The 14,079-nt window shown below is 53.2% G+C and carries 13 protein-coding genes; 12 read left to right on the forward strand and 1 reads right to left on the reverse strand.

The window, feature by feature from the left end; all coding sequences use genetic code 11:
- Positions 1 to 5 precede the first annotated feature (5 nt).
- Genes AC16KF_RS18190 through AC16KF_RS18210 form a run of 5 tightly spaced genes read left to right on the forward strand, consistent with a single transcriptional unit; the run spans position 6 to position 5,119 of the window.
- A complete protein-coding gene (locus AC16KF_RS18190; protein WP_484038782.1) occupies positions 6 to 899 on the forward strand; it encodes a DNA-methyltransferase in 894 nt (297 codons plus the stop codon).
- The gene (locus tag AC16KF_RS18195; RefSeq protein WP_484038783.1) at positions 896 to 1,648 is read left to right on the forward strand and encodes a PmeII family type II restriction endonuclease; all 753 of its coding nucleotides are present in this window, start codon (positions 896 to 898) and stop codon (positions 1,646 to 1,648) included. The genes AC16KF_RS18190 and AC16KF_RS18195 overlap by 4 nt, the downstream gene beginning before the upstream one ends.
- 17 nt (positions 1,649 to 1,665) lie before the next feature.
- On the forward strand, positions 1,666 to 3,003 hold the full coding sequence (locus AC16KF_RS18200) for a nucleotide sugar dehydrogenase (protein WP_484038784.1): 1,338 nt from the start codon (positions 1,666 to 1,668) through the stop codon (positions 3,001 to 3,003).
- 58 nt (positions 3,004 to 3,061) lie between these two features.
- Positions 3,062 to 4,174, forward strand: a complete 1,113-nt coding sequence (wecB, locus tag AC16KF_RS18205; RefSeq protein ID WP_484038785.1) for a non-hydrolyzing UDP-N-acetylglucosamine 2-epimerase — start codon at positions 3,062 to 3,064, stop codon at positions 4,172 to 4,174.
- Positions 4,175 to 4,186: 12 nt separating this feature from the next.
- Positions 4,187 to 5,119, forward strand: a complete 933-nt coding sequence (locus AC16KF_RS18210) for an Ig-like domain-containing protein (RefSeq protein WP_484038786.1) — start codon at positions 4,187 to 4,189, stop codon at positions 5,117 to 5,119.
- On the opposite strand, the gene AC16KF_RS18215 is transcribed toward AC16KF_RS18210, so the two are convergent.
- Positions 5,116 to 5,787, reverse strand: coding sequence for an iron-sulfur cluster-binding protein (locus tag AC16KF_RS18215; protein ID WP_484038787.1), 672 nt, complete (start codon positions 5,785 to 5,787; stop codon positions 5,116 to 5,118). The two genes, AC16KF_RS18210 and AC16KF_RS18215, sit on opposite strands and share 4 nt — an antisense overlap.
- A gap of 53 nt (positions 5,788 to 5,840) precedes the next feature.
- On the opposite strand from AC16KF_RS18215, the gene AC16KF_RS18220 reads away from it, so the two are divergent.
- The 7 genes from AC16KF_RS18220 (at position 5,841) to AC16KF_RS18250 (ending at position 13,922) form a co-directional block, all read left to right on the forward strand.
- Entirely contained in the window at positions 5,841 to 6,854 is a 1,014-nt protein-coding gene (locus AC16KF_RS18220; RefSeq protein WP_484038788.1) for a prohibitin family protein, read from the forward strand.
- Between the two features lie 78 nt (positions 6,855 to 6,932).
- Positions 6,933 to 7,991 carry a selenide, water dikinase SelD gene (gene selD, locus AC16KF_RS18225; protein WP_484038789.1) on the forward strand — a complete coding sequence of 353 codons (1,059 nt, stop codon included), beginning with the start codon at positions 6,933 to 6,935 and terminating at the stop codon, positions 7,989 to 7,991.
- A 52-nt stretch (positions 7,992 to 8,043) separates the two neighbouring features.
- Positions 8,044 to 9,378 (forward strand): hemolysin family protein, encoded by a 1,335-nt coding sequence (locus AC16KF_RS18230; protein WP_484038790.1) that lies wholly within the window; start codon positions 8,044 to 8,046, stop codon positions 9,376 to 9,378.
- A 12-nt stretch (positions 9,379 to 9,390) separates the two neighbouring features.
- A complete protein-coding gene (locus tag AC16KF_RS18235; protein WP_484038791.1) occupies positions 9,391 to 11,685 on the forward strand; it encodes a fused MFS/spermidine synthase in 2,295 nt (764 codons plus the stop codon).
- An 8-nt stretch (positions 11,686 to 11,693) separates the two neighbouring features.
- Positions 11,694 to 12,440 (forward strand): HAD family hydrolase, encoded by a 747-nt coding sequence (locus AC16KF_RS18240; protein WP_484038792.1) that lies wholly within the window; start codon positions 11,694 to 11,696, stop codon positions 12,438 to 12,440.
- Between the two features lie 3 nt (positions 12,441 to 12,443).
- A complete protein-coding gene (locus tag AC16KF_RS18245; RefSeq protein ID WP_484038793.1) occupies positions 12,444 to 13,340 on the forward strand; it encodes a DMT family transporter in 897 nt (298 codons plus the stop codon).
- A 177-nt stretch (positions 13,341 to 13,517) separates the two neighbouring features.
- A complete protein-coding gene (locus AC16KF_RS18250) occupies positions 13,518 to 13,922 on the forward strand; it encodes an STAS domain-containing protein (RefSeq protein ID WP_484038794.1) in 405 nt (134 codons plus the stop codon).
- The last annotated feature ends 157 nt before the right edge of the window (positions 13,923 to 14,079 follow it).

Consider the following 14,079-nt stretch of genomic DNA (forward strand, 5'->3'; position numbering starts at 1 on the left):
AGGCAATGAATTTCATAGATAAAATTATTCTTGGGGATTGCGAGAAAATCCTAAGCGGTTTTCCCGACAATTGTATTGATTTAATTTTTACATCGCCTCCCTACGCGGATCAACGCGCAAAAACATACGGCGGGATCAAGCCAGATGATTATGTAGAGTGGTTCCTGCCTAAGACCGCCCAATTCTTTCGTGTTCTCAAACCGACAGGCACATTCATCTTGAACATCAAAGAAAGGGTTGTGGATGGCGAACGTCACACCTATGTGATTGATTTGATTTCAAAAGCCCGAGAGCAAGGATGGCTGTGGACGGAAGAATTCATTTGGCACAAAAAGAATTCGTATCCTGGAAAGTGGCCTAACCGCTTCCGTGATAATTGGGAAAGATTGATTCAATTCAACAAGGGCAAAAACTTTGCAATGTACCAGGAAACAGTGATGGTTCCTGTTGGTTCCTGGGCAAAAGAACGCCTCGCCAAATTGAGCGACACTGACAAAACAAGAGATGAATCAAGAGCGGGGAGCGGTTTCGGGAAAAATGTTTCCAATTGGGTTGGAAGAGATAAGGTCTATCCTACCAATGTGCTTCACATGGCAACAGAAACTGGAAACAAGAATCATAGCGCCGTTTTTCCATTAGACTTGCCGAAATGGTTCATCAAACTTTTCACCAAACCCGGCGATATTGTATTAGACCCTTTTGTGGGTTCGGGCACAACCGCATTGGCTGCTATTGAATTAGGGAGGAGTTTTGTGGGGATTGACATCAATTCCGAGTACGTTACTCTTTCCAGAGAACGAATCGGGGAAAGCCAACTCAGACTGCCCGCAATTGCCGAGAAAAAGGCTAACTATATCGTTGCAAAGAACGGCAAACGCAGAAAGACGGGTAAAAAGTGAATGTATTGAATTTAGACGATGTCAAGGAATATGTTAACGATCATGTTGTTGACTTTCATAGAAGGCGAATAAAATCTTTGGAAGAACTAAGGCTTGAGAAACTGCTCACGAAAAATCCGTATCTTTTCAAGGCAAAAAATCTACGAACTCCAGAGTTGCTTGTGCGGGATCTGCTTTCCGCGTTTCTGTCATCCTCCGAAGAAAAATTATTCGGAGATTTCCTGGAAGGGCTAGCCGTTTTTGTTGCAGAGAGGACCTGCGGAGGTCATAAATCAACAGCGCAAGGAGTGGATTTGGAGTTTTTCAATAACGACACGCATTATGTTGTCTCGATAAAATCGGGTCCAAATTGGGGAAATAGTTCTCAACAAAGCAAACTTGAGCAAGACTTGCAGACGGCGACAGCGCGACTAAAACAAGCTAGGCGAAATCTAAATGTTCAATCGGTCTTAGGGATATGCTATGGTAAAACAAAAACAGCGTTCATCCGCGGATACATGAAGATCGTGGGTCAAAACTTTTGGTATTTCATTAGCGAAAATCTGGATCTCTATACCGATATTATCGAACCGATTGGACATCGCGCCAGAGAACACAACGAAAGTTTTGAAAAGGAACGCGACAAAATTATTTCCCGATTCTCAATTGAGATGGGAAATACTTTTTTCGATGCCAAGACCGGGGAACTCGATTGGGTTAAATTGGTTCAATACAATAGCGGCAATTACAATCGGTCGGAAGCAAATTAATTTTTCGTGGAGTCTTAGTGAAATTTAAAAAAATCTGTGTTCTCGGTCTCGGTTACATCGGTCTCCCCACCGCCACCATGTTCGCCACGCATGGCATCGAAGTCCACGGTGTGGACGTCAATCCGCGCGTGGTGGAATCGTTGCAAGCGGGCAAAATACACATCCATGAGCCGGGGCTTCAAAGCCTCTTTGAAGAGGCGATCAAATCCGGCAGGCTAACGGTATCCAGCCAGCCCGTCGAAGCCGACGCGTTCATCATCGCGGTGCCGACTCCGTTTCAGCATGAAAAATTCGGCGAGTACAACGGAATCCGATTCAAACTCGCGGACATGCGCGCGGTGACGTCGGCGACCGAGGCGATCCTGCCCGTCTTGCGGAAGGGCAACCTCGTCATCCTCGAATCGACATCGCCGCCTCGCACGACGGTCGAGCTGGTCGCGCCGATTTTGACTCGCTCCACCCTTCAAGCAGGGACCGACTTCCACCTGTGCTATTCGCCGGAGCGCGTCCTGCCCGGGCAGATCCTGCGCGAACTTGTGGACAACGCCCGTGTCATCGGAGGCGTCACGCCGGAGTCGGCGCGCGCCGGGCGCGATTTGTATGCCACGTTCGTCAAAGGCGAGATCCACGAAACGGACGCGACCACCGCCGAGATGGTGAAGATCATGGAAAACACCACGCGCGACGTGAACATCGCCATCGCCAACGAGTTCGCGCGGCTCGCTGAAAAATTCGGCGTAGATGTGTGGGAAGCGATTCGACTCGCCAATTTGCATCCGCGCATCAACATCCTCAACCCGGGACCCGGCGTTGGAGGTCACTGCATCAGCGTTGACCCGTGGTTCTTTGTCGAAGCCGCGCCGGAGTTTTCTTCGCTCATTTATCAAGCGCGAAAAGTCAATGATGAGCAACCAAATTTTGTTGTGGAAAAAGTGAGGCGGGCAATCGGCGAATTGAAAAACAAAAAAATCGCCGCCCTCGGACTCGCCTACAAACCCGACGTGGACGACTTGCGCGAAAGCCCCGCCGTTGAAGTGATTCACCTCCTTCAAAAAGAAGGAGCCATCGTCCATGCGTGGGAACCTTTTGCCCCAAACGCAAAACTCGAAGGCGTTGACATGGCATCCGATCTTGATTCCGCCCTCAAAGACGCGGATGCGATCCTTCTGCTCGTCAGCCATTCTCAATTCCGCACTTTGAATCCCGTCAGCATTGCGTCCAAAACCAAAGCAAGGATCGCAATTGACACGGTCAACGTTTGGAAACCCGAGCAATGGCAATCTACCGGCTTCGTCCTCCACCGCCTAGGCGATAACAAATCTCCAGCCCCTAATCTCCACTCTCCAATTCTCTAATTCTCTAATTCTCTAATCCTCATTTACCAATTACTATTTACCATTCACATCTCTCCTTATGAAAATCCTCTCCGTCTTCGGCACCCGCCCCGAAGCCATCAAAATGGCTCCCATCGTCCGCTTGCTCCAACAAACGGAGGGAATCGAAGCGCGGGTATGCGTCACTGCCCAGCACCGTCAAATGCTCGATCAAGCGTTGGAGTTGTTCGAGATCAAGCCCGAATACGACCTCGACTTGATGCGCGAAGGACAGACATTGGCGCAACTCAGCGCGGGGATTTTCACTCACCTCGACCCGGTGCTGGAAGAATTCAAACCCGATTGGATTCTGGCAGTCGGCGACACAACCACTGTCATCAACACCTCCCTGCTGGCGTTTTATCGCAAGATCAAATTCGGTCACGTGGAGGCGGGACTGCGGACTCACAACAAATGGCATCCGTTCCCCGAAGAGATCAATCGCCGCATTGCCACCGTCACAGCAGATGCGCACTTCGCGCCGACAGAATGGTCGAAGCAGAACTTATTGCATGAAGGCGTTGAACCTGAAACAATTTTTGTCACGGGCAACTCGGTCATTGACGCGTTGAAGTTTGTGGCAGATCAGCCAGAGCCGAAAGAGATTAGTGAGTTGTTGGAGAGAATAGAGAGTAGAGAATTGGCGAGCAAGCGATTGATTTTGGTAACAGCACACCGGAGGGAAAATTTTGGCGAGCCGATGGAAAATATTTGCAACGCGCTCAAACAACTCGCCTCGCGCGAGGATGTGGAAATTGTTTATCCCGTTCACCTCAACCCGAATGTGCAGGAACCCGTCAACCGAATCTTGAAAGACGTAACACGAATCACCTTGTTGCCGCCGCTGGATTATCTTCCGCTCGCGCATTTGATGAAACACGCCTCGTTGATCCTCACCGACTCGGGCGGCATTCAAGAGGAAGCGCCGACGTTTGGAATCCCTGTGCTGGTGATGCGCGAGACCACCGAACGCCCGGAGGGAGTGGAGGCGGGGATATTAAAGCTGGTGGGAACTGAAACAGACCGAATTACGAAAGAAGCGAATCGTCTGCTGGATGATGCGTCCGCGTACGCGCAGATGGCGAGGGCGGCGAATCCGTACGGCGATGGTCACGCGGCGGAACGAATTGTTGAAGCGTTATTGAAGGCGTAATATAATGTCTGCATGAGAGCAACCGGCACGCTTGGCGTTTGGGTTACGGTTCTTGTGTTGGCATTAGCCTCGTGCAATGCCCAGAACCCGCCTCATAGCGCGTACTTCAGCGAGACCGGGCATTTTGTGGAGGGAGGCTTTCTGCGGTTTTACAACAACGCGCCAAACCCCGAACTGGTATACGGTTTTCCCATCACGAGCCGCTTCACCTCCCGCGATGGGATGACAGTGCAATACTTCCAACGCGCCCGCTTCGAACTCGTCGTCGACGCCCAAGGGAATGAAACCGTTCGACTGACGCCCATCGGCGCGGCTCTCCACCAACCTGGCGCGCAACTAGAACCACAAAACTCGTCGGCATGTAAAACGATCTCCGGGTTTCAAGTGTGTTATGACTTCCTCAAGTTTTACAACACCAACGGCGGCGCGGAGCAATTCGGAAACCCAGTCTCGAACGCCGAGGAACAAAACGAAATTTACATCCAATATTTTGAAAACGCCCGTTTCGAATGGCGCGCGCAGGGAGAGCCAACCCGCGTGGAAATTTCTCAGCTCGGTCAAAATTATTTTGACCGCCTCGGTGAAGAGCGTTCGTATCTCATCCCGGCACAACCCCTCGACGCGTCCATTGCCCCGGTCGTCTCGTTCGATACCCGCGCCTTCGTGGCGCGATCCATCACCCGCGCAAACGACAACCAAACGGTTTCAGTTTTTGTGCAAGACCAAAATGCTCGGGGCGTGCCTGGAGCCAATGTAAATATTTCAGTGCAACTCCCCGATGGCAACGCGCAGACGTTCACCGCGCTCACCGACTCGCACGGCGTGGCGCGAATCTCGTTCGGCTTTACCGATCAACAACCGGGCGAGCTTGTTTCCATCCAGGTCCGCGTGGAAGCCGGGGGGCAAACTCAGCAGACAATCATCTCGTTCCGAATTTGGTATTAAATTTCCCTCAACGCAAACACTGGTCCGTCTTTGCAAGCCATCTTCCAACCAGACTTCGTGACGACGGCGCACACTCCGCATTCTGCGACTCCGCCACACGGGACCGGCGCGCGGATTAAAATCTCCGCTTCTTTCAACGTGGATGCCTGCTTCAGTTCCCTCAGCCTTTCCATCCACCCCGGCAGATTCTCGCGCGTCACATCGAACGCGGCGTAATCAGCCCACGCAACAACATCACCCAGAGCCGACAGCGGCTGGACTTCCACCTCATCGGGTAAATTCTCCACTTGCGAATCGCTGACGAAAACAACCGCCGCTCCTTGAGTCAACGCAGGGAGAATTAATCCGCGCAAGCGCGAGGGCGAGCTGTCCAGCGCGATCAGTCCAACTTTTCTGGCAGAGGCTGGCAACGCAAATCCATTTCCGAGCGGACCACGCAATGAAATTTCTGTACCGGGCATCCAAAAGTCGGGGACAGGCGAGACGATAAAACCTCCCGGCGCCGAATCCGTAAAATGGACTGGAACAGGCAGAGGCGCGTATGAATCGTCGCCGGCGAGCAAATATTGCCCCGGCGCGGGAGTTAATTCCGTTGGGCAGGAGACGCGCGCGGCGCGTCCTCCGTCTTGCAAAATCAATTCGATTATCCGTCCTCGTCCCGTATGCATAGCGCCATCGTATCATGGCGGTATAATTATTTCAACTTACAACCGGAGGAACTATGAATATCGTTGATGTGATTCGCACGGCGGCAGGTCTTGCGTGGGTTGCCGCAATCGCGCTGGGAATTATGGCGGCAATCCGCGCCAGCCGCAACCAAACCGCAAAAGGATCAAGCGCAAGCGCGCTCATTGTTTTAGTCGTCGCTGTCGTCTTAACGATCCTGGGCTCGGGCTTGGTCTACGTTGAGTCGAACGAGCGCGGCATTGTCAAAACCATTAGCGCGGGAGGCATTCGCCCGGCGGCTTTGGAGTCCGGCTTGCATTGGATCTTGCCGGGTGTCGAGCAAATGGTGCCTTATTCGATCTCCAATCAAACGTATACCATGTCATTTTTACCGGAGCAGGGTCCCGATACCGGCGAAGACTCGATCCGCGCCCGCACAAAAGACGGACAGGAAGTGATCATAGACGCAACAGTAATTTATCGCATTGATCCTGCCAAAGTAGTACAACTCCACATCGCTTGGGGAGAGAACTATGAAAGCGGCATCGTTCGCCCGGAAACGCGCGGCTCCATCCGCGACGCGGTCTCACAATATGGTGTAGAGGAGGTTGTCTCGACCAAGCGCGAAGAGATGGTTCAGATCATCACCGACGAACTGGCGAGCACTCTTTCGGACAACAACCTCGAACTGCTCGATTTCATCCTGCGCGATATTCACTTTAGCGAGGAGTACGCCGCGGCAGTGGAGCAAAAACAGATCGCCGAACAACAGGCATTGCAAGCCGCGCTCATCGTGGAACAGAAAAAACAGGAAGCCGAACAAGCCCGCCAGGAGGCGCAAGGTCTCGCGGACGCGGCTGTCATCGCGGCGAAAGGCGAGGCGGAAGCGGTCGTCATTCAAGCGCAGGCAGACGCCCAAGCCAATCAGTTGCTCGCCGCATCGCTCACGCCCGAACTGCTTCAATACCAATATATTTTAAAACTTGCGCCGGGCGTGCAAACCATCTTCATCCCGTCTGGCAATCAATTCATCCTGCCGTTGCCGGGCTCGCCGCAACTTCCGCAATAAATCAATATCACCGTCCCGCAGGTTTCGTAACAAACCCAGACTCTCCCAACAAACCTGCGGGACGTTTCTTCTTCAGCCATGCCCATCCCACAAACGGGACGCGAAATCCGCCTCACGACTCTTTCGACGTGCGCGGGTTGAGCGTCCAAATTAAGCGCCGACGCGCTGACGCAGGTTCTGCGTCCTGTGAAAGACATCTTCGACGCCGCCTCTTATCCGGACCTTTTAGTGGGTCTGCGCGAACCGGATGACGCGGCTGTTTGGCGTTTAGACGAAGACCGCGCGCTCGTGGTCACCACCGATTTCTTCACCCCAGTGGTGGACGACGCCTACGACTATGGCGCCATCGCCGCGGCAAACAGCATGTCGGATGTGTACGCGATGGGAGGCAAGCCGTTCCTTGCGCTGAACGTCGCCGCATTGCCGGATAATTTGCCCAATGAAATTTCCAGCGAGATCATGCGCGGCGGCGCGGAAAAAGCGCGCGAGGCGGGGGTGGTCATTGCGGGCGGGCATACAGTCAAAGACAAAGAACCTAAGTTCGGGCTGGTCGTCATCGGATTTGTTGACCCGCGCAAAATGCTGAGCAAAGGCGGACTCAAAGTCGGCGACGCGCTTGTGCTAACCAAGCCACTAGGGTTCGGAGTGACAACAACAGCATTGAAACGCGGACAAGTGGATGCAAACGATTTGCTTGAAGCAGTCAATTGGATGAAACGTTTGAACAAAGAGGCGAGTCAATTGGCAGTGGAGTTCGGTCTGCGCGGCGGAACGGACATCACCGGCTACAGCTTGTTAGGTCACGGCTTGGAAATGGCGAACGCGTCGGGTGTTTCATTGAAGATGGAGTTTGCAAAGATCCCTTTGATTTCCTGCGCGCGAAAATACGCCGAGAAAGGCTGTTTCGCCGGCGGCGCGTTCGATAACAAGTCGCATTTTGAGTCGCAGGTGAAGTTTGCCGAATCGATCGATGAAGAGAATCAAATGCTCTTGTTCGATCCGCAAACCAGCGGTGGATTGTTGCTCGGCGTTCCGCAAGAGAACTTGGAGTCGTTCATCGCGCGCGCGGAGGAATTGAGACAACCCGTCTGGGTGATCGGGCGCGTCGAAGCGGGAGCAGGCATCCGCGTCGAATGAAGCGTTGCATCCATAGTACAATAAGAAAAAGTTTGGAAACGTCCACATCATCATGTCAGAAATCCCCATAGAATTTAATTTCACCTCCGGGTTGATCGCCATTGCTGTTTTAATTCTTGTGAACGGCGTGTTGGCAATGGCAGAGACGGCTTTACTCTCCGCGCGCAAAGCCCGCTTGCAAAACGAAAAAAATAAAGGCGATGATCGCGCCGGCATCGCGTTGAAATTGACGGAAAACCCAAATCAGTTTCTATCCGTGATCCAAATCGGAATTACATCCATAGACTTGACCATCGGCGCCCTCACCGGGGCAACGCTGGGCGTTTGGATCGACCGTCAACTGGAACAATTCCCGGCCATGGAAAATTACAGCGAACTGATCGGTTTGCTGATTGGCGTGTTGCCTGTCACTTATTTGTCGCTTGTGTTGGGCGAGCTTGTCCCAAAACGGTTGGCGCTGCGCGACCCGGAAGAGGTCTCGTCGTTCGTCGCGCGCCCCATGCTGTTCTTCTCGCGGATCTTTTCTCCGTTCGTTCGGTTTCTAAGTTTTTCAACAGAATCGGTGTTGCGGTTATTAGGCGTCAAGATCAACGAAGAACCGCCGGTCACTGAGGAAGAGATCCAATTGCTGATCGACCAGGGAACGGAAGCGGGGGTCTTTGAGGCAGCCGAGCACGACATGGTGGAAGGCGTCTTCAGTCTCGGCGACCAGCGCGTGTACTCATTGATGACCCCGCGCACAGATATTGTATATCTCGACATCAACGATTCGCTGGACGATATCCGCAAGAAGATCAGCGAAAGCGATTATTCGCGCTTCCCGGTGCGGCAGGGAACGCTTGATTCGATCCTTGGGATCGTCAAAGCGCGGGATCTACTGGTGAAGAGTCTGAGCGGAGGGGATATCCGTTTGAAAGACACGCTCAAACCGGCGTTCTTTATCCCAGAGACCATGTTCGCCTCGCGCGCGCTCGAAGTCTTCAAAGAAAAGGGAACTCAAATTCTGCTTGTCATCGATGAGTTCGGTGGGTTGCAAGGGTTGATCACCATCAACGATATTTTGGAAGAGATCGTCGGGCAGATGGAACACGAAGAGCCGCAAGCCACACAACGACAAGACGGCTCGTGGCTATTGGACGGTATGCTCGAGGTGGATGAGTTCAAAGAGATCTTCAAAGTGCAAGCCCTTCCGCATGAGGATGAATACGAAACCCTGAGCGGATTCGTGATGGTGTCGCTCGGGCGCGTGCCGCAAGCCGCCGATCATTTTGAATGGCACAGCCTGCGTTTTGAAGTGATCGACATGGACGGCCGCCGCGTGGACAAGGTGCTCGTCACTACGTTGCCGCAACGCTCTGCCGGGCAAGAGCCGGTCATAGTCAATTAGAATCTCTCCATTATGATGAATTCAACCAGGTCGGAAGATAATTCGCGATTGTTGATCATCGCGGTGTTGTTTTTATTGTCTGGCGCCGCCGGTTTGATCTACCAGATCGTCTGGCACCGCTTGCTCGAAATCTATTTCGGGGTCACCACGACCGCGATCACACTGATCGTTGCCGCGTATATGGCGGGGCTTGGCATAGGGTCGCTCCTGGGTGGACGAATTGCCCGCCGGCTTAAACGCGTCGTCCTGGTCTATGGCATTGTTGAGATGGGAATAGCCGTCTTCGGATATTGTAGCCCCGATCTCATCCACTGGATCGGTCAACGCACGGCGGGAAGCCCGTATCCGTTGGTGTTTCTATTCAGTTTCGCGCTTCTGCTCATCCCTACGGCGTTGATGGGCATGACACTGCCCTTGCTCACCCAATCGTTCGTGAATCGCGTAGAAATCTCCGGTCACGTGATCGGCTTACTCTACGGGATCAACACGCTCGGAGCCGGGCTTGGAGCATTGGTCGCCGGGTATTTCCTGATCGGATGGCTGGGCTTCGATGGCGCAACCCAAGTGGCGGTGGCGCTCAATGTTCTCGTCGGTATCGGAGCAGTAGCTCTTTTTAAGAACAATAAGCCTGTTGATCGCGCGCAAAAGGTTGAAAACAATCCCGAATCAGCGGCATCCATTTCATACAGCGCGATATTAATTGCCGCCTTCTTGTCCGGTTTCATCAATCTGGGGTTTGAGATGCTGTGGTTTCGCGTTCTCGGGGTGATCAACAAAGGAACAGCCTACGGGTTCCCAAGCGTATTATTCGTCTTCCTGGTGGGTTTGGCAATCGGGGGCTTTCTCTGGGGGCGCAAAGCGGACCAGAGCAAAGACCGGGTTGCGCTGTTCTGGAAACTACAACTGGGCAGCGGAATCGTCATACTGCTTTCCTGGTTGGCTGTTTGGGCGGCATTGCACTACCCTGCGCTCCAAGACCAAATCAGGGAATCGTTTAACAATCCCCAACAGCCTGTCCTTTCCTTTGTGAAAACAGAAAATGGATTGGTATTCTCGCGGCGGTTGATGCTCTCAAGCCTTTTCGAGTACTTTTCCCCGATTCTGATTCTTGTCCTCCCTGCCAGCCTGATGATGGGCGGCGGCTTACCTCTGCTGGATCGAATCGCCATCACCAGCGCTAGCGTTTCTGGAAAACGCGTGGGAGATGTTCATCTAGCCAACATCTTTGGCTCTGTGATGGGGTCGCTGGCAATCAGTTTTGTGTTCTTTTCCACCCTGGGCGCCGAGTTGACCTTCAAAGTGCTGTGTCTGCTCAGCCTTATTTTCACCAGCCTTGTTTGGGGCAGGAGGCAGAACCTTGGGAGACAAATATATTGGCTCCCCGCATTTCTGATCATCCTCGTGCTTATCGCGCCCCGGCAAGGAACTTTCTATGAAAAGTTATATTCCATTGCGACCAATACGCCTGTCCTTGTGCGCGAAACCGGCGAAAGCGTGCTAGCCATAGGATATAGAGAAACGCCGTCTTCGCCGTCCACGCTGTGGATCGGTGGTATTCAAAACAGTTATTTCCCAACCTATGGCGATTACGAGCGCTCAGCATTCACCTGCGCCGGCGCGAGCCGCCCGCGGAAAATTCTGATCATCGGGCTGGGCGGCGCGAACACCGCCTACTTCCTGACACGCATGCCCGGCGTGGAAGAGATCACTATCGTCGAATTGATGGAAGATCTCGGCAGTCTGCTGAATACGTACGCGCCGGTTGCGCAAAGCACGTTTGCTGACTCCCGCGTTCAATACATTGCGGATGACGGCCGGCGCTATTTGTATGCCAACCCCGCCGAACAATACGATCTGATTTTCATTGACCCGCTCTACAGTTATACCGCTGGACACAACAACCTCTATTCGCGCGAAGCGATGGAGTTGTATCGTTCTCACCTCGCAGTTGGTGGTATATTCTGCGGTTGGATGAACGAACGACACCTGATTCCCATGACTGCCGCAACCGTATTCCCCCATCTCGAGCAGTTCCGAGATTGGGTTGTCGCTGGGAACCACGAAATTGAATTTGACCGGGCTTACATGGCAAAAGGATACTCCGCGTATACCGAATTAAACAATGGGATTTTCGCGGACGCCGCGCGCGAGTCTCTCAAACCTGAAGCGATCTTTTCGCAATACATCGGCGATCGCCATTGCATCCTCGAAAAAGATAAAGATACGCCTATTCTGACGGACACCCGCCCATGGCTCGAGTATTATTACTTTTCGCCTCCTTCACGACGTCCCATCCGTTGTGAGTAGCGGACACCATGCCCAACATTCTTCGCGCAGTGATTTTTGACCTTGGCGGAACGCTCATGTTCGAGCGGGAAGCCACGCGCCCCATCAGCGCCCAGGGAGACGAAGCCCTGACCTTATACCTGCGCGAACAGGGTCTTGAATTGAATCTATCCACCTTCCCGTTGGAATTTCGGAAAAGACTGGACTCGTATTTCAGCCAGCGCGAAAAAGACCTGTTCGAGACAACCTACTCATTCGTCCTGCGCGACATTCTCGGCTCCAAAGGCTATGACGATGTTTCGGACGATCTCATCCGCAACGCGCTGGACCGTTTGTTCGCGGTCACGCAGACAAACTGGGTATTGGAGAGCGACACCCTTTCCACTCTGAAAAAGATCGAAGCAGACGGTTACCGCATGGGGCTGATCTCGAACGCCGGCGACGACAAGGATGTGCAACAGATGGTTCAAAAGTTCCGAATTTCGCGCTACTTCGATTTTGTATTGACCTCCGCGGCCTGCAGTTATCGCAAGCCGCATCCGCGCATCTTCGAGATGGCGCTTTCCAACTGGTACTTCCTGCCCTCGGAAGCTGTGATGGTGGGAGATAACCTAACCGCCGATGTGAAAGGGGCAAAAGCCGCGGGCTTGTTCGGGGTGTGGCTGACGAGGCGGGCAAACTCGCGCCCGGCGCAACAGGCTGACGTCACGCCTGACGCGACGATCTCCACTCTGGCAGAACTGCCTTCCATTCTCGATCGACTGCAAGTCCAATAATTCATGAGTCAAAATAAATCCGCGCTTGCTTATGCCGCGCTGGGCGTTGGCGTTCTGGCATTAAGTTTCTCCGGTATGTTTGTGCGCTGGGCAAACGCCCCGGGTCCCGTCACCGCTTTTTATCGGCTGTTCTTTTCGATATTTTTGTTATTGCCGCTTTTTTTGCCGCGCGCCCGCGCCAATCCATCCGTCCGTTCGCGCCTGATCATGTTTCCGCTTCTGGCTGGGATCTTCACCGCTTTCGACCTCGCCTTGTGGACCTCTTCCCTTTCATACACCACAGTTTCGAACGCCACCTTGCTCGGCAACACTGCGCCGCTTTGGGTTGCCCTGGCTGGATGGTTGATCTACAAAAAACGCTTCCCGGGAAAATTTTGGCTGGGTTTGGGGTTGGCGATGTTTGGCGCCGCCCTCATCATCAGCGCCGATTTTATCCTGCATCCGCGCTTCGGCGTTGGAGATGTGATGGCGATCTTTACCGGCTTCTTTTACGGGTGTTACTTCCTCTTCACGGAGAAGAGCCGCGAAACATTTGACTCGTTCACCCATATCTGGTTTGTTGGAGCAGGCGCCAGCCTCGCGTTATTCGTCGTCAACCTTGCGCTCGGTTATTCGCTTACCGGCTACAGCGCGCAGAGTTGGCTTGTCTTTCTCGCGACCGCGATCGTCTCACAACTGATCGGTTATATGTCGCTCGCGTACGCGCTTGGTCACTTGCCGGCGTCCATCGTTGCCCCGACAATGATCCTGCAACCAGTGGTCACCACACTCTTGGCGATTCCTTTCCTCGGCGAAATCCCCACGATCTGGCAGGGGCTGGGCGGCGGGCTCGCGTTGGCAGGAATTTATATCGTCAACCGTACGCGCCAAACCTCCCAACCTGAAACTCCAAACGCCTGAGCGCCAACTCGTCCCAATTTCGGACAAAATCAGTTGCAATTTGGCGTGAAAACTGTATAATGATTCGGGACTCACACAGTTGGCGGGCAGTTATACTGCCGCCGCCGCGCAACTACGGCGCAACAGGTTCAACTGCGTCAGCCCTATGATTTAAAGTTTTATCAAACGGAGAATGCCATGGAAGTTAAAGCCTTTACTGAAAACGGCAGAGTGCCAGTCACGGTCATGCATGTGGATGGAAATATCGATTCGCTGACATCAGAAGCGTTTCAAGCGGCGGCTAACGATTCCATCGCGAAAGGCGCGCGCCACATTCTGGTCGATCTCTCCCATGCGAAATTTGTCAGCAGCGCCGGTCTGCGCGCGCTCCATGATGTGTTCAACCAACTCCGCGACCTCGACCCGGACACTTCCATGAACGACGATGATGTGCGACAGGGAATCAGCGCGGGGACGTACAAATCTCCGCACCTCAAACTTCTCAACCTGTCGCCGGAAGCGCGTGTGGGATTCGAAACGGCGGGATTCGACATGTTCATCCAAACTTTCACAGACATGAAAACCGCCGTCGCTTCTTTCTGACGGGCGACCTGATTCGCCTCACACGCGCAGAGGGGTTGTCTAAAAAGGGGAAGAACAAGTTGAGAAAACGGCGTAAACGGAGCAAGAGACAAAAAAACTGGCGGTCATTGGATCGCCAGTTTTCGTAAATTGTGCGCCATGCACACCAGACCCCACT

It is taken from the genome of Candidatus Defluviilinea gracilis, from assembly GCF_057138825.1.

What these genes read in the sequence shown, in the direction of transcription:
- AC16KF_RS18190 (WP_484038782.1), top strand. Translation starts at nt 6, where the DNA reads ATGAATTTCATAGATAAAATTATTCTTGGGGATTGCGAGAAAATCCTA.
- wecB (WP_484038785.1), top strand. Translation starts at nt 3,062, where the DNA reads ATGAAAATCCTCTCCGTCTTCGGCACCCGCCCCGAAGCCATCAAAATG.
- AC16KF_RS18210 (WP_484038786.1), top strand. Translation starts at nt 4,187, where the DNA reads ATGAGAGCAACCGGCACGCTTGGCGTTTGGGTTACGGTTCTTGTGTTG.
- AC16KF_RS18215 (WP_484038787.1), bottom strand. Translation starts at nt 5,787, where the DNA reads ATGCATACGGGACGAGGACGGATAATCGAATTGATTTTGCAAGACGGA.
- AC16KF_RS18220 (WP_484038788.1), top strand. Translation starts at nt 5,841, where the DNA reads ATGAATATCGTTGATGTGATTCGCACGGCGGCAGGTCTTGCGTGGGTT.
- AC16KF_RS18230 (WP_484038790.1), top strand. Translation starts at nt 8,044, where the DNA reads ATGTCAGAAATCCCCATAGAATTTAATTTCACCTCCGGGTTGATCGCC.
- AC16KF_RS18235 (WP_484038791.1), top strand. Translation starts at nt 9,391, where the DNA reads ATGATGAATTCAACCAGGTCGGAAGATAATTCGCGATTGTTGATCATC.
- AC16KF_RS18240 (WP_484038792.1), top strand. Translation starts at nt 11,694, where the DNA reads ATGCCCAACATTCTTCGCGCAGTGATTTTTGACCTTGGCGGAACGCTC.
- AC16KF_RS18245 (WP_484038793.1), top strand. Translation starts at nt 12,444, where the DNA reads ATGAGTCAAAATAAATCCGCGCTTGCTTATGCCGCGCTGGGCGTTGGC.
- AC16KF_RS18250 (WP_484038794.1), top strand. Translation starts at nt 13,518, where the DNA reads ATGGAAGTTAAAGCCTTTACTGAAAACGGCAGAGTGCCAGTCACGGTC.